Source organism: Arenimonas sp., from assembly GCF_019459675.1.
In the GTDB taxonomy this organism is placed as follows: Bacteria; Pseudomonadota; Gammaproteobacteria; order Xanthomonadales; family Xanthomonadaceae; genus Arenimonas.
In genome coordinates this window covers 1-15,814 of sequence record NZ_JAIBFH010000283.1, presented here as the reverse complement: position 1 = coordinate 15,814, position 15,814 = coordinate 1, and the positions used below count along the sequence as shown (strand labels likewise).

At 68.6% G+C, this 15,814-nt stretch carries 11 protein-coding genes; 9 read left to right on the top strand and 2 right to left on the bottom strand.

All coding sequences use genetic code 11. The features are described 5' to 3' along the window. Positions 1-43: 43 nt before the first annotated feature. Positions 44-1,144 (bottom strand): Glu/Leu/Phe/Val dehydrogenase dimerization domain-containing protein, encoded by a 1,101-nt coding sequence (locus K0M70_RS09515; RefSeq protein WP_290781619.1) that lies wholly within the window; start codon positions 1,142-1,144, stop codon positions 44-46. Positions 1,145-1,571: 427 nt separating this feature from the next. Between K0M70_RS09515 and K0M70_RS09510 the strand changes: the two genes are divergently transcribed. The 5 genes from K0M70_RS09510 (at position 1,572) to K0M70_RS09490 (ending at position 4,819) form a co-directional block, all read left to right on the top strand. Then, positions 1,572-2,195, top strand: a complete 624-nt coding sequence (locus K0M70_RS09510) for a sigma-70 family RNA polymerase sigma factor (RefSeq protein WP_290781617.1) — start codon at positions 1,572-1,574, stop codon at positions 2,193-2,195. Then, complete coding sequence (locus tag K0M70_RS09505; RefSeq protein ID WP_290781616.1) at positions 2,192-2,680, top strand: cupin domain-containing protein; 489 nt, start codon at positions 2,192-2,194, stop codon at positions 2,678-2,680. Before K0M70_RS09510 ends, K0M70_RS09505 begins: the two co-directional genes overlap by 4 nt. A 74-nt stretch (positions 2,681-2,754) precedes the next feature. Continuing rightward, the gene (locus tag K0M70_RS09500) at positions 2,755-3,339 is read left to right on the top strand and encodes a hypothetical protein (protein WP_290781615.1); all 585 of its coding nucleotides are present in this window, start codon (positions 2,755-2,757) and stop codon (positions 3,337-3,339) included. Next, positions 3,336-4,241: a DUF3034 family protein gene (locus tag K0M70_RS09495; protein ID WP_290781614.1), complete on the top strand. Its 906-nt coding sequence runs from the start codon at positions 3,336-3,338 to the stop codon at positions 4,239-4,241. Before K0M70_RS09500 ends, K0M70_RS09495 begins: the two co-directional genes overlap by 4 nt. Positions 4,242-4,258: 17 nt before the next feature. Continuing rightward, complete coding sequence (locus K0M70_RS09490) at positions 4,259-4,819, top strand: group 1 truncated hemoglobin (protein ID WP_290781612.1); 561 nt, start codon at positions 4,259-4,261, stop codon at positions 4,817-4,819. A gap of 68 nt (positions 4,820-4,887) precedes the next feature. Here K0M70_RS09490 and K0M70_RS09485 read toward each other — a convergent pair whose 3' ends face one another. Continuing rightward, the gene (locus tag K0M70_RS09485; RefSeq protein WP_290781610.1) at positions 4,888-7,935 is read right to left on the bottom strand and encodes a diguanylate cyclase; all 3,048 of its coding nucleotides are present in this window, start codon (positions 7,933-7,935) and stop codon (positions 4,888-4,890) included. Between the two features lie 142 nt (positions 7,936-8,077). Here K0M70_RS09485 and K0M70_RS09480 point away from each other — a divergent pair, with 142 nt between their 5' ends. The 4 genes from K0M70_RS09480 (at position 8,078) to K0M70_RS09465 (ending at position 15,580) form a co-directional block, all read left to right on the top strand. Then, complete coding sequence (locus K0M70_RS09480) at positions 8,078-8,722, top strand: hypothetical protein (RefSeq protein ID WP_290781608.1); 645 nt, start codon at positions 8,078-8,080, stop codon at positions 8,720-8,722. Between the two features lie 50 nt (positions 8,723-8,772). Beyond that, the gene (locus K0M70_RS09475; RefSeq protein WP_290781606.1) at positions 8,773-10,272 is read left to right on the top strand and encodes a sulfotransferase; all 1,500 of its coding nucleotides are present in this window, start codon (positions 8,773-8,775) and stop codon (positions 10,270-10,272) included. Further along, complete coding sequence (locus K0M70_RS09470; RefSeq protein WP_290781604.1) at positions 10,272-11,825, top strand: tetratricopeptide repeat-containing sulfotransferase family protein; 1,554 nt, start codon at positions 10,272-10,274, stop codon at positions 11,823-11,825. Before K0M70_RS09475 ends, K0M70_RS09470 begins: the two co-directional genes overlap by 1 nt. A gap of 92 nt (positions 11,826-11,917) precedes the next feature. Next, entirely contained in the window at positions 11,918-15,580 is a 3,663-nt protein-coding gene (locus K0M70_RS09465) for a methylmalonyl-CoA mutase family protein (RefSeq protein WP_290781602.1), read from the top strand. Positions 15,581-15,814: the final 234 nt, after the last annotated feature.

The following is a 15,814-nucleotide window of genomic DNA, read 5'->3' as shown; positions in this document are numbered from 1 at the left end:
GAGGCGGGATCAGGTTCCGGGAAGTGAACCTGACCCCGTTCTTTCAGTTGCCGCGGCGGCCCTGGAAGCGGGGGGCGGGGGCGCCGAGGTGGGGCAGCCGCAGCTTGCCGATGGCGGTGATGCGCTCTTCGGCCATGCGGTCGGCGGCCTTGTTGGTCGGGATGCCGTCGCGCTTGGCGATTTCGAAGATGCGGCCCAGGTTGTAGTAGATAGTGCGCATCATCCGCATGGCGCGCTCGCGGTTGTAACCGTCGATTTCCAGCGACACGTTCATCAGGCCGCCGGCGTTCACCGCGTAGTCGGGCGCGTACAGGATGCCCTTGTTGGCCACTTCCACGCCCATCTCGTCGGTGGCCAGCTGGTTGTTGGCGGCGCCGCAGATGATCTTGCACTTCAGGCGGGGCAGGGTCTTTTCATTCACCGTGCCGCCCAGGGCCGTGGGCGAATAGACGTCGGCGTCCACGTCGTAGATCTCGTCCAGGGCCACGCCCTCGCAGCCGAACTCATCCACGGCGCGCTGCACGGAATCCTTGTTGATGTCGGTGACGAAGACTTTCGCGCCGCGCTCGCGCAGCAGCTTCACGAACTCCATGCCGACATGGCCCACGCCCTGCACGGCGTAGCTGTAGTTGCCCACGTCTTCGTTGCCGAACTTGACCTGCAGCGCGGCCATCAGGCCCTGCAGGGTGCCGTAGGCGGTGAACGGCGACGGGTCGCCCGAGCCGCCGTGCACCTGGTGCACGCCGGTGACGAACTCGGTTTCGCGCAGCACGTATTCCATGTCGTTGACGTCGATGCCGACGTCTTCGGCGGTGATGTAGCGACCGCCCAGCGAGTTCACGAAGCGGCCGAAGGCGCGGAACAGCGCCTCGGACTTGTCCTTGTTCGGGTCGCCCCAGATCACTGCCTTGCCACCGCCCAGGTTCAGACCCGACACCGCCGCCTTGTAGGTCATGCCGCGGCTCAGGCGCAGCACGTCGTTCAGAGCCTCCGCCTCGCTGGCGTAGGGCCACATGCGCGTGCCGCCCAGCGCGGGGCCCAGCACGGTGTTGTGGATGGCGATGATGGCCTTCAGGCCTGCGTCCTTGTTGTGGCAGAACACCACTTCCTCGTGGCCCGAGGTGGAGATGGTTTCGAAGATCATTTGAGGCTCCGGTCCGGCGGCGAATAACCGCGGCGCTGCGCGAAAGTAGACGTGCGAAGTTACACTAATAAAGCTTCGCAAGTTATTGATTAATATGGACCAAATCCCAAGATAAAAAGCTTCCCTGGGGTCTGGGCGCGCCGTAGTGTAAAGCAAACGCTCTAATCGGGCAGGTCGCCAGGCCCCGGCCATTCCGAAGGCCTGTCCGCTCCCGGCGCCGGCCGGCGTTCCCTTAATTGCTTGGTCATCTTGTCTCTCCCCGCAAGATGCCCAGCCAACACCCCTAGACCAGGTTTTATTGGGCGACCGCCGCGCGGTCGCCCTTTTTTTTGCCAGGGGCAACGCCTGCCAGCTCCCTCGCGCCAGCCTTCACGCCGCGTGAGCGCGCGATCGGGGGTAATGACGGCTGTCAATTGACCGGGTCCTCATGGCGACTGCCTCCGCCAACGCACCGCCGATCGTCGTTCCCGACGCCGCCGACGAATCGGCGCTGGTGGCCCTGATGGGCCGCATCCGCTTTGGCGACGCCGACGCCCTGGGCACCCTGTACGACCTGGCGCTGGGCCGGGTGTATGGCCTGGCCCTGCGCGTGCTGCGCCAGCCCCAGGACGCCGAAGAGGTGGTCAGCGACGTGTTCCTGCAGGTTTGGGACCAGGCCGTGAGCTACTGCCCCCAGCGCGGCAGCGTGATGGCCTGGCTGCAGACCCTGGCCTGGAGCCGGGCCGTGGACCGGCTGCGGCGCCTCCGCCGGCAGCGGCTTGAACAGCCGCTGCATCCGGAGGGCGGTGAAGACGCGTATACATCCTGTGAAGACCTCCCGGTCGATACGCTGCTTGAGCATCTTGGCAACGCCCAGGCCCTGCGTCGCGCCTTCGAGACCCTCACCCCGGCCCAGCGCAACGTGCTGGAACTGGCCTACCACGAGGAGCTGTCGCAACCCGAAATCGCCGAGCGCACCGGCCTGGCCTTGGGCACGGTGAAATCGCATGCGCGCCGCGGCCTGGCCGCGCTGCGCCAAGCGCTGCAAGACGACGGGACAGACGCACCATGACTTCGCGACAGCCCCACATCGATGACACGCTGCTGGCCGCACTGGCCGGTCTGGTGCCCGAACAGGTGCCAGCCCCGGAGGCGTCCGCGTCCCTGCGCGCAAGCATCCTGGCCCAGGCGCGCCGCATGCGCACCCAGGTGATCCGCGCCGACGAAGGCGAATGGGTGCCGTTCGTGCCGGGCATCCGCATCAAGACGCTGCGCCGCAACGAAGCCGAGGGCACCCAGACCAGCCTGTGGCGCATCGAGCCCGGTGCCTGCGTGCCGCCGCACCCGCATACGCACGAAGAAGAATGCATGGTGATGGAAGGCTCGGTGGTGCACGACGACGTGGAGTACTTCCCCGGCGATTTCCTGCTGGCCCCGGTGGGCGAGCGGCACAAGCCCTTCTTCGCCCCGAAGGGTGCGCTGCTGCTGATTCGCAGCGAGCTGATCCCCGACCCGGAAAAACTGCGTCGGCTGGCTGAGGCGAACAAAATAAGCTGAGCTGCATCCGGCCGGCGCCCTGCCTGCGTAAGCCCGGAGTACGCGCGCTGCGTACGTTCCGGAGCACCATCGCCATGCCTCGTTTGATTGCCAGCCTGCTGGTTACCCTGTTCCTACTGGTGCTGTCGGTGGCGGCTTCCGCTGCCACCACCGCGCCCGCCGGCGCGGCGCCCCGCGCCAACGCTGCCGACATGGCGCGCCTGGCGCGCGAAAACCCGATCCCCATCTGGCGCCGCAACGGCATCCTGGTTGAACAGGGCGGCCGCGCGCTTTACACCTTCGCCACCGACAGCACCGGGCAGAGCTCCTGCGACCGCCCCTGCGAAGGCCTCTGGCCGCCGCACTACGCCAACCCCGACGACAAGCCGTCCGGCCCGTTCACCATCGCCCGCAGCTTCGACGGCCGGCCGATGTGGGCCTGGCGCGGCAAGCCTCTTTACCGCTGGATATCCGATCGCAAGCGCGGTGCCGCAGGCGGCGACGGCGTGGCCAACGTCTGGTTCCTGGTGAAAGTACCGCCGCAGCTCACCGACCAGGTGGTGGCGTATTTCCCAATGCCGATGCCGCGCGCGGGCACCATCCGCACCGAATTCCCCCGCAGCAACCAACCCGCGCCAGCCACTACGACCACTCCAGCCAATCCGAGGATTTCCCGATGAGCCGTGCCCTGCACACGATTCCCACCACCGCACTTTGCCTGGCGCTGCTTGCCGGCACCGGTGCGGCCTTCGCACAGGACAGCGATGACGACAGCGGCCTCACCGCCAGCGGCAAGCTGCTGCTGACCGGCGGCGTCACCCAGGTGGAAGGCTCCGCCGGCGGCGGCCTGACGCCCTGGGCCGTGATCGGCGGCTACGGCACGCGCGACCAGATCGGCGCCAACGCCTTTTACACGCAGGTGAACGTCGACGACTACAACCTCAAGAGCTACGGCGCGCTGGTGGGCTTTTATGATCGCGTCGAGCTGAGCATTTCGCGCCAGAAGTTCGACACCGAAAATGTCGGCGGCGCGCTGGGGCTTGGCAACGGCTTCACGTTCACCCAGGACACCCTTGGCGTGAAGGTGAAGGTGGCCGGCGACGCCGTGCTCAACCAGGATTCGTGGCTGCCCCAGATCGCGGTGGGCGCGCAGTACAAGCGCAACGACCAGGCCGCCGTACTGGCCTTCGTGGGCGCCAGGGACGACAGCGGCGTGGACTACTACGTCAGCGCCACCAAGCTCTACCTCGACCAGAGCCTGCTGCTCAACGGCACGGTGCGCCTGACCAAGGCCAACCAGTTCGGCATCCTGGGCTTCGGCGGCGACCGTAACGACAGCTACCGGGCGCAGTTCGAAGGCTCGGCGGCCTACCTGCTCACGCGCAACCTGGCCATTGGCGCCGAATACCGCAGCAAGCCCGACAACCTGGGCATTGCCGGTGAGGACGACGCCTACGACGTGTTCGTCGCCTGGGCGCCCTACAAGAACGTGTCGCTGACGGTGGCCTACGTGGACCTCGGCAACATCGTCATCCGCGACGACCAGCGTGGCGTGTACGCCTCGCTGCAGGTCGGCTTCTGAACCCTCTGGAGATCCGCATGAATACCCTGACCCGCCTTGCCTTCGCCCTGCTGATTGCCGCCGCCACTCCGGCTTTCGCCCAGCAGCCCGTCCCCGTCAGCGCCGAAGAGCAGGCCATGCTGGACGAAGAAGCCCGCCTGGAAGCCGAAGAGGCGATGGTGGAAGCGTCTGCCAATGCCAACGACCCGACCGCGCCCAATCCCGCGCCGGCCTTCCCGGAACTGCGCCCGGTGCTGGACGAGTTTGGCGGTGAAGCCGGCCTGACCGCGCTGATGGAAACCTTCATGGTGGGCCTGCTGGCCGACCCGCGCACCGGGCCGTTCTTCGCCAACGCCGACCAGGTGCGGGTGAAGCGCCAGCTGACCGAGCAGTTCTGCGTGATCCTGGGCGGCGACTGCACCTACAGCGGCCGCGACATGCGCAGCTCGCACGCCGGCCAGAACATCGACCGCAGCCATTTCTACGCGCTGGTGGAAGTGCTGCAGGTGGCGATGGACGAGCACAAGGTGCCGTTCCGCGCGCAGAACAAGCTGCTGGCCAAGCTGGCGCCGATGCACCGCGAGATCGTTACCAAATAGTTTGCGTAAGTGGGGCAACGGGGCCGGCGGGTGGACTGCGCCGGCCCCGCTTTTTTTCCGGCCCCGGCTCAGTCCAGGGTTTCGGCGGCTTCCACCCGGTTCTTGCCCGCCTGCTTTGCGCGGTACAGCGCCGCGTCGGCGGCGGCGATCAGCAGCTCGGCGCTCAGCCCGGCGCGCGGCACGATGGCCGCCACGCCGATGCTGATGGTCACCTGGCCCAGCCGCGAGCCCGGGTGCGGCAGGTCGGCATGCATCACCGCCTGGCGCACGCGTTCGGCCACGGCCATCGCCTCGGGCAGTTCCAGGCCGGGCAGCACCACGCCGAACTCCTCACCGCCATAGCGGCCCGCCGTGTCGTGCGGCTTGCGCAGCTCGGCTTCCACCCGGCGCGCCACCACCCGCAGCGCGTCGTCGCCGGCCAGGTGGCCCTTGTGGTCGTTGTAGGCCTTGAACTCGTCCAGGTCGAAAAGCGCGAACGCCACCGGCGTGCCGCGCGCCAGCCCGATGGACCATTCGGCCTGAAGCCGCTCGATCAGGCGGCGCCGATTGGCCAGCTCGGTGAGCGCGTCGAAGTAGGACAGCCGCGTCAGCTCCTCATTGGCGCGGCGCAGCTCGAGGCTGCGCGATTCCAGTTCGTTGGTGCGCTGGCGCACCAGCTTCACCAGCTCGGCCTCACGCCAGCGCAGCTGACGCTCACGCAGCCGCAGCAGCCCCAGCGCAAGCAGCAGGAAGGCGATCGTGTAGCCAGCCATCGCCGTCACGGTGCTCCACCAGGGCCGCTTGATCTCGAACGCGATCAGCTGCGGCAGGGCGGGCGCGCCGGTGTAATCGCGCGCCTCCAGGTTCAGCCGGTAGCTGCCGGGCGGCAGGCCGGTGAACTGCCGCAGCGGCGTGTCGTTCCATTCGCCCGGACCCGGGTCCAGGCCCTCAAGCCAGCTGCGGTAAGTGTTCATGCCCTCGCGCTCGCCCGTGAGCAGCGCGAACTCCACCAGCACGCTGCGCGTTCCCGCCGGCAGCGACAGCACCGAGCCATTGGCGGGGACCGAAAGCGCCACGCCGTCCACGGCCAGGCGCTCGATGGACAGCGGCGGGGTGAAGGGGCGCTGGGTGGGCGTGCGCGGCAGGTACACCGCGGCGCCGCCGATGGTGCCGGCCCACACGCGGCCCTTGGCGTCCACGTGCAGGGCCCCGGCGTTGCATTCGTCGTGCGGCAGGCCGTCGCTGCGCTGGAAACGCATCACGTCTAATTGGCCGTCGGCCAGCGGCCGCCATCGGGCGGCGCCGTAATCGCTGCACACCACCAGGTCGCCGGCGCCGTCGCGCACCACGCCGTAGGTGTAGGGGTTGGGCGAAGCGGGCAGGGCGGGTTCGGTCACCAGCCGCGGCGTTTCGGGGTTGCTGATGTCCACCCGCACCACGCCGTTGGCCTGCGATCCCAGCCAAAGCACCGGCCGGCCACCGGCGTCGGGCAGCAGGGTCATGCCGAAATAGCTGTCGTCGGGCAGGCCCTGGGCGCGGCCATGGAATCGCCAGCGGCCGTTGCGGTAAACCGCCAGCCCGCGGCCCACCGTGGTGGCCCAGATAACGCTTTCGCTGCCGCTTCCGGTCTGCAGCAGCGCCACGACGCGCTGGGGATGGCCGGGGTCGGCCGGGTCGAAGTGCCGCCAGACGCCTTCGCGGTAGTGCGCCACGCCGCCCTGGCGCAGCCCGATCCAGGCCTCGTTCTTGCCGACCGGCAGGATCTTGGACACCGCTTCGCGTTCGAACTTGGGCCAGGGGGTGGGTATTACCTGGAGCCGGTCGCCGACCAGGCGCGCGACGTGGCCATCCCACGTGCCTACCCAGAGCGTGCCGTCGGGCGTGCCGTCGGCCATGCGCGCCAGGCTGCGCACGGTGGGATGCGGCAGTCCGTCGGCCTGGGTCCAGGTGCGCCAGGCGCCGTCGCGGTAGCGCGCCAGGCCTTCGCCGTCGCTGCCCAGCCAGAGCGATTCGTGGCCGTCGTTGCCCACTTCATTCAACAGCGCCCACACGCCGTTGCCGGCGCTGCCGATCTCGCTGACGGTGCGCCAGTTGCCCACCAGGCGCAGGCGCGCGGCGCCCGAGTCCGTACCCAGCCAGACCTGCGGGCGACCCTGTGCGTCGCTGCCCAGCCCGATGGCCCGGGTTCGGGTACTGCTGAGGCTGGTGAGATAGTCGAGCGCCTGCCACTGGCCGCCGCGCAGGCGGGCCGCGCCCTGGCGCAGGCCGGCCCACACCTGCGGCTGTGGCTGGCCGATGTCCTGCAGCATCAGCGCGTGCACGTAGTCACTGCCCAGTGCGCCGTTGCCGCGGTGGAAGCGCTGCCAGCGACCGCCGTGCAGACGCGCCACGCCGCCGCCGTAGCTGCCCACCCACACGCTGTGGCCGTGGTCGGCCTCGGGCCAGGTGTCCACGCTGCTGATCTCGAAGAAGCGCGGGCCCGCCACGTCCGGCGTTACCGGCACGCAGGCCTGTGCCAGCGGGCAGTGGTAGAGGCCCTGCCCGAACGTGGCGAGCCACAGCGACTGCGATTCGTCGCTGGCCAGCGCCACGTCGAAGATTTCCACCTGGGCCAGTTCGGCAGGCAGGGCGCGCGCCTGCCAGCGGCCGTCCGCCCACTCGGCCAGGCCGCCGGTGGTGGTGGCGAAAAGGCGGTAGCTGCCGTTGGCCGGGAACCAGCGCAAACGCAGCGCGTTCACCGCGCCCAGGCCTTGGTCGGCGCCGATGTCCTGCCACGCGTCGTTCTTCAGAACGAACACGCCCACGCCGGTCATGGACACCCACACCTGGCCGTCGGGCGTGGCGACCACGTCGCGCACCACGCCGCCAAGCTTGCCGTCCGGACCCGGTACGGGCGCCATGGTCAGCCCGTTGAAGCGCGCCAGGCCGCGCATCGTGCCGACCCAGACGTGGCCATCGGGGGCCTGTGCCACCGCGGTAACGGTGGGGTCGGGCAGGCCGTTGCCTTCTTCGAAGAGCTTGGCGGGGAGGCGGCCAATCTGGTCCACGTCGATATCCGAGGCGTGCGCGGGCGCGGACAGCCAAAGGCAGGCCATCAGCAATACGCAGTAAGCGGACACGGTGCGGCTTTGTTGCATTCGGACACCCCGATGTGACTTTAAGGGGTGAGGCGGGCGAATTCACCCCCACGGCAGACGAGCGGCGCTGTTTGTGAACCCGGGCGGCGCCTGATCGCGGGGAAAGCTGCGCCAAGCGGCGGAGTCGGAATAGACTGGGCACATGGCGGACGTAACGCGCGTTGACGAGCTTCCCGGCACCTTCGGCTACGGCGCGGGGGTGCTGTATGGCCTGCCCCAGCCGCCGCGGTGGATGGGCGCGGCCGTGCCCGACCTGGACAAGGCCATCCTGCTGCTGGGCACCGGTGAACTACTGTACGGCCACCTGACCGGCCTGGACTGGGAGGGCGGCAATGTCATCGTGCGGTCGGGCAACGTGACGCACTCCAATCCCATCGCCGACCTGCGCGGCATCCTGCTCAGCGCCGGGACCACCGCCCAGCCCGTGGCGCCGCCCATGATGGTCACCAGCACGCTCAAGTACCGCGACGGCGGCGAATGGGTGCTGCATGCCCACACCGCCAGCGCCGACCTGTTCGGCGTGGGCTTCTTCGCGGTGGCCAGCGGCGAGATGCGCACCATCTTCGTACCCTGGCGCGCCCTGGCCGACCACACGGCCTCGATCGCCTCGGGCATGGACGACCATCGCCGCGCGCGCCTGCAGCGTGAAGTGGCGTTCCGGCGCGGCGCCGAGATCGACCGGCTGCGCGCCGCCAAGCTCAACCTGGTGGAGGAAACCGGCCGCCAGGCGGCCGACATCCGCCGCAGCGCGTTCGCCAAACTTTTCTGCGAAACCCACGGCGGCTGATCCGCTCGGAGCGATGGTGGTTTTCACACCAAGCGTGGCAAGGTAGCGCCATGACCGCCCCCCCGTCGATTGAACGCTGGAAACGCGCCGAAGCTTTCTGGGCCGCACGCCAGGCCGAGCTGGCCCGCCGCGAATATGATGCGCTGTTGTCCGATCCGGACTGGATGCTGCCCGCCAACCTGCGGCTGGGCGCGATCGCGCTGGAAACCGGCCAGGTGCGCGCCGCCGTCAGCCACGCGCTGGCGGCGTTCTACGCCCGCGAACCCGACCCGCCGCTGCTGGAGGCGCTGTGCCGCCTGCTGTTGAACGTGGGCGAAACCCGTTCGGCCCTGCACTGCGTGGACGACGCTTCCGTGGCCGCCTGCGCCGAGCCCCGCGTGCTGGTGGGCTTTGGCCGGATGATGGCCGAACACGGCTTCTTCGACCGCGCCGCGTCGCTGCTGCGGCGCGCCCGCGGCGCGGGGCTGGACAGCGCCGAGCTGCGCCTGCTGCTGGGCAATGCCGAAAGCCAGGCCGGCAACGTGGCCGCGGCCGAGGCCGAGCTGGAAGCCTGCCTGGCCGCGTCGCCCCAGCAGGCCGCTGCGCACGTGGCCCTGTCCGCGCTGCGCCGCGCCACGCACGACCACAACCACGTGGCCCGACTGCGCGGCCTGCTCGAGCGCATGCCCGAAACGCACGCCGACGCACCCAGGCTGCAGTTCGCGCTGTTCAAGGAGCTCGACGACCTGGGCGACACCGACGCGGCCTGGCCGGCCCTGGCCGCCGGGCTGCGGCTTCGCCACCGGCGCGTGCGCTACATCGTGGCCGATGAAGTAGCCATGTTCGAAAACCTGCACAAGGTGCGCGCCGCACCGCCGTCGCCGGCCGAGCCGGGGCCGGCGCCGATCTTCATCGTGGGCCTGCCGCAGTCGGGCGCGGCCTTCCTGGAAAGCCTGCTGGCCACCGACCCGCGCATCGTTGCCGTGGGTGAACTGTCCGACCTGGTCACCCAACTGCGCTGGTGCGCCCAGCGCATCGGCGGCACCACGCTGGACGGCGAGCTGGTGCGCGCCTGCGCCGGCGCCGACCTTTCCCCGCTGGCGCGGCGCTACCTGGGCCACACGCAGTGGCGCGCCGCCGGCAAGGACTATTTCGTCGACCGCACGCCCGGTCACTTCCTGGCGCTGGGCTACCTGGCCAACGCCATGCCCAACGCCCGCTTCGTGCATTTGCGCCGCGAACCGATGGACGCCTGCTTCGCCAACCTGCGGCAGCTGTTTGCCCAGGGCGACGGCTACAGCTACGACCAGGCCGAGATGGCCGGCTACCATGGCCGCTACCGGGCGCTGATGGCGCACTGGCACGCGCAGTTCCCGGGCCGGATCCTGGACGTGGCTTTCGAGACGATGGTGACCGACCCTTACGCGGTGGCGCGCAAGGTGTTCGAACACGTGGGCCTGGACTTCACGCCGGCGCCGGTGCGCGCGCTGGATGGCCGTGAAGTGGGGCAGTGGCGCCGCTACGAGGATCAGCTGCAGCCGCTGAAGGCGGCGCTGGGGCTGAGCGCCTGATGTCCGACGCCGACCTGCAGCGCTGGCAGCGTGCCGAACGGCACCGCGCGGCCTTCGACATTCCGGCCGCACAGCGCGAGTACGAGGCGCTGTTGGCCAACCCCGACTGGGTGCTGCCGGCCAGCCTGCGCCTGGGCACCATCGCGCTGCAGACCGGGCGCCTGAAGGACGCGGTGGCCCACGCCCTGGCCGCCAACGCCGCCCGCGAACCCGACCCGGTGCTGCTGGAGGCGCTGTGCCGCCTGCTGCTGGAGGTAGGCGAGCTGGAAGCGGCCATCAGCTGCGCGCAGGATCCTTCGGTCGGCGCGTGCACCGACCCGGACGTGCTGTCGGGCTTGGGCAGGATGATGTCCGACCAAGGCATGGCCGATTACGCGCTGCCGCTGCTGCGACGCGCCCGCCTTTTTGGCGGCGACAGCCCTGAGCTGCAGTACCTGATCGGCAACTGCGAAACGTACGCCGGCAACCCCGACCTGGCCGAGCGTGAGCTGGAGGCCTGCCTGGCCGCCGCGCCCGATTTCGCGCCCGCGCACCGCGTGCTGGCCAAGCTGGCCCGCGCCACGCCCGACCGCAACCACGTCGATCGCCTGCGCGCCTGCGCCCTGCGCATGGGCGACGACCATCCCGACGCGCCGCCGCTGTACTACGCGCTGTTCAAGGAACTCGACGACCTGGGGGACGTGGACGGCGCCTGGGCCGCGCTGGAAACCGGCATGCGCCTGCGCCGCCTGCAGGTGAGCTACGACGCCCTGGCCGACCAGGCCCTGTTCGACGAACTGCAGCAGGTGAAGGCCGCGCCGGGGCCCCAGGCCGACGGCGCGCCGCAGCCCATCTTCATCGTGGGCATGCCGCGTTCGGGCACCACGCTGCTGGAACGCATCCTGGCCACGCACGGGCAGGTGGCCGATGCCGGCGAGCTGCGCGATTTTACCGTGCAACTGCGCTGGTGCTGCGACCAGCTGGGCGGCCCGCACCCCGATGCGGCCCTGGCCCAAGCGGCCCGCGTGGCCGACCTGGCGCCGCTGGGCCAGCGCTACCTGGCCCATACCCAGTGGCACGCCCGCGGCCACGCGTACTACACCGACAAGCTGCCGACGAACTTCCTCAACGTCGGCTACATCGCCAATGCGCTGCCGCAGGCGCGCTTCCTGCACATGGTGCGGGCGCCGATGGAGGTTTGTTTCTCCAACCTCAAGGAACTGTTCGCCGACGCCTACCCGCACAGCTACCAGCCGCTCGAAATGGCGGCGCACTATCGCCGCTACCGGGCGCTGATGGACCACTGGCAGCGCGAGTTCCCCGGCCGCATCCTGGACGTGCCCTACGACGCCCTGGTTACCGAGCCCGAAGCCACCGCCCGCGCCGTGCTGCAGCACTGCGGCCTGGCCTGGAACCCCGACGTGCTGGCGCCCGAGTCCCGCGCCGGCACCGTGGCCACCGCCAGCTGGGCGCAGGTGCGCGAGCCCATCCACGCGCGCTTCATCGGCCAGTGGCGCCGCTACGAAGCCCAGCTGCAGCCGCTGCGTGAAGCCCTGGGTGAATTCGGGGCCTGATGGCCCGGGGCGTGCAAAGACGGGCAGGGGAGTAGGCGGCCGCCGGCGGCGCTACAATCGGGGCATTCCACCTTGACCTCAGGAGTGTGCCCATGAGCACCCCCGCCTCCAGCCTGCCCACCGCCGAAGCCCGCACCGAACGCAGCCCGCTGCGTTTTGTCACCGCCGCCAGCCTGTTCGACGGCCACGACGCCGCCATCAACATCATGCGCCGCCTGATCCAGGCCCAGGGCGTGGAAGTGGTGCACCTGGGCCACAACCGCAGCGTGGAAGACGTGGTGCGCGCCGCGCTGCAGGAAGACGCCGACGGCATCGCGCTGTCCAGCTACCAGGGCGGCCACACCGAATACTTCAAGTACATGGTGGACATGCTGCGCGAGCGCGGCGCCAGCCACATCCGCGTGTTCGGCGGCGGCGGCGGCACCATCACCCCCGAAGAAATCAAGGAACTGCAGGACTACGGCGTCGAACGCATCTACCACCCCAACGACGGCATGAAAATGGGCCTGGTAGCCATGATCGAAGACCTGGTCCGCCGCACCGAAACCGCCAGGCAGGAACGGGGTCAGGTTCACTCATCCCCGCCCGTTGCCGGCAAGGGCAAGAAGTCGGCCGGGACAAGTGAAGCTGACCCCGTTGCTGCGGCCGACATCAACGACGAGATCTCGATCGGCAAGATGCTGACCGCCATCGAGGAAGGCGAGTACGACGAAGCCCAGCTGGCCTCGCTGCGCAAGCAATGGCAGCTGGCCGGCGGCAAGACCCCGGTGATTGGCCTCACCGGCACCGGTGGCGCCGGCAAGTCGTCGGTTACCGACGAGCTGATGAACCGCTTCCTGCAGCACTTCCCGGAAATGCGCATCGCCGTGATCTCGGTCGACCCCACGCGCCGCCGCACCGGTGGCGCGCTGCTGGGCGACCGCATCCGCATGAACTCCCTGCGTTCGCCCCGCGTCTTCATGCGCTCGATGGCCACCCGCCGCCAGCACGCGGCCATCAACGTGGTGCTGAAGGACTGCGTGGCCTTCCTGCGCGCCCAGGCCTACGACCTGGTGATGGTGGAAACGGCCGGCATCGGCCAGAGCGACAGCGAAATCGTCGACCTGGTGGATTTCCCCGTCTACGTTATGACCAGCGACTTCGGCGCCCCCAGCCAGCTCGAGAAAATCGACATGCTGGACTTCGCCGAACTGGTGGTGCTGAACAAGTTCGACAAGCGCGGCGCCGAAGACGCCCTGCGCGACGTGCGCAAGCAGTGGAAGCGCAACCGCGTGGCCTTCGCCCTGAAAGACGAAGACGTGCCGGTGTACCCCACCATCGCCAGCCAGTTCAACGACCCCGGCGTAAGCTGGATGTTCGCCAACCTGTGCCGCCTGGTGCGCGACAAGCTGGGCCTGCCGGCCGAAAAGTGGACCCCCGCCGGCGAGATCACCCTGAAAGAACCGCGCGCCACCGTGCTGATTCCCGGCGCCCGCACCCGCTACCTGGCCGAAATTGCCGAGCAGGGCAGGGCCATCAACACAAGCATCGAAAAGCAGTCCGAGGCCGCCGACCGCGCCCAGAGCTACTGGCAAAGCCTGCACGACCTGGACGACCACGACCTGCCGCGCGCCCTGGACCTGTACGACCCGCACCACCTGCTGCTGCAGCGCCTGCCGTCCACCACCGGCGCCCCCGGCGAATACCCCAACTGCGGTGAACGCCGCACCGGCGCCGAGCGCCGCAAGCTGGTGTTCAAGTGGCAGCAGGCCCAGACCGACATCGACGCCCGCGCCCCGCTGGAAGAGCGCCGGTCCGCCACCGTGGACCGCAGCCTGGTCACGCTGCGCCAGCGCTACAACGACGCGGTGAAGGCGCTGAGCGCCGACAGCGTCCAGCTGCTGCGCGAATGGCCCGAGCGCCTGAAGTCGATTACTGACGACGTCACCGAGTACCACGTGCGCGGCAAGGCCATCGCGGTGGAGAACTACACCCAGAGCCTCAGCCACCAGAAAATCCCCAAGATCGCCGCGCCCACCTACAAGAGCTGGGGCGAACTGCTGGTGTTCCTTTGCAAGGAAAACCTGCCGGGTTCCTACCCGTACACCGGCGGCGTGTACCCCTACCGCCGCACCGGCGAAGACCCCATCCGCATGTTCGCGGGCGAGGGCACGCCCGAGCGCACCAACCGCCGCTTCCACTACCTGAGCGTCGGCCAGCCCGCGGCGCGCCTGAGCACGGCGTTTGACAGCGTCACCCTGTACGGCGAAGACCCGGCCATCCGCCCCGACATCTACGGCAAGATCGGCAACTCCGGCGTGTCCATCGCCACGCTTGATGACATGAAGAAGCTGTACTCCGGCTTCGACCTGTGTGCGCCCAGCACCAGCGTCAGCATGACCATCAACGGCCCGGCGCCGATGATCCTGGCCATGTTCATGAACACCGCCATTGACCAGCAGATCGAGAAGTACCTGCGCGAAGACCAGAAGCGCTGGGACGAAGCCCACGCCAAGATCGAAGCCTTCTTCGAAGGCAAGCAGCGCCCCGAATACCACGGCGAAATCCCGCCCACCAACGACGGCCTGGGCCTGGGCCTGCTGGGCGTCACCGGCGACCAGCTGGTGGACGCCGAAACCTACGAGCGCATCAAGACCTACACCCTCAACACCGTGCGCGGCACCGTGCAGGCCGACATCCTGAAGGAAGACCAGGCCCAGAACACCTGCATCTTCAGCACCGAATTCGCCCTGCGCATGATGGGCGACATCCAGCAGTTCTTCGTGGACCACAAGGTCCGCAACTTCTACTCGGTGTCCATCAGCGGCTACCACATCGCCGAAGCCGGGGCGAACCCGATCAGCCAGCTGGCCTTCACCCTGAGCAACGGCTTCACCATCGTGGAGTACTACCTGGCCCGCGGCATGAAGGTGGACGACTTCGCGCCCAACCTGAGCTTCTTCTTCAGCAACGGCATGGACCCGGAGTACACCGTGATCGGCCGCGTGGCCCGCCGCATCTGGGCCCGCGCCATGCGCGAGCGCTACGGCGCCAACGACCGCAGCCAGATGATGAAGTACCACATTCAGACCAGCGGCCGCAGCCTGCACGCCCAGGAAATCCAGTTCAACGACATCCGCACCACGCTGCAGGCCCTGTACGCCCTGTTCGACAACTGCAACAGCCTGCACACCAACGCCTACGACGAAGCCATCACCACGCCCACCGAAGAAAGCGTGCGCCGCGCCGTGGCCATCCAGATGATCATCAACAAAGAGCTGGGCCTGAACTTCAACGAGAACCCCTGGCAGGGCAGCTTTGCCGTGGACTACCTCACCGACATGGTGGAAGAAGCCGTGTACAAGGAGTTCGAGGCGCTTTCAGAGCGCGGCGGTGTGCTGGGCGCCATGGACACCATGTACCAGCGCGGCAAGATCCAGGAAGAGAGCCTGTACTACGAGCACAAGAAGCACGATGGCAGCCTGCCGCTGATTGGCGTGAATACGTTCCTGCCGAAGGATCATGCGGGCGAGGTGGCTACCACCATCGAGCTGATTCGCAGCACTGAGCCGGAGAAGGGGGCGCAGATTGCCAATGTGGCGACGTTCCAGAAGGCCCGGAACGGACTGGTTTCGGGGCTGGCCCCCCTTCAGTCAACGGCCCGTGACCGGAAAAACATCTTTGCGGCGTTGATGGAAGCGGTGAAGACGCATTCGCTTGGTCAGATCAGCCATGCGCTTTACGAAGTTGGCGGCGAATATCGCCGGAACATGTGATCTGTGTCCGCTAAGACATAGATTGACGGGTGCTCATATCTGGCATCTACTATGGCTGCTCTTTACGCGTTTGGCGATGGATTGCCTCTTTTGTTGGGTCCGGCGTTGCGCCGGACGGGTTTGGATTGACTGGATTTATCGCCCCCCGGGACGGGGGGGGGGGGGGGGGGGGGGGGGGGGGGGGGGGGGGGGGGGGGGGGGGGGGGGGGGGGGGGGGGGGGGGGGGGGGGGGGG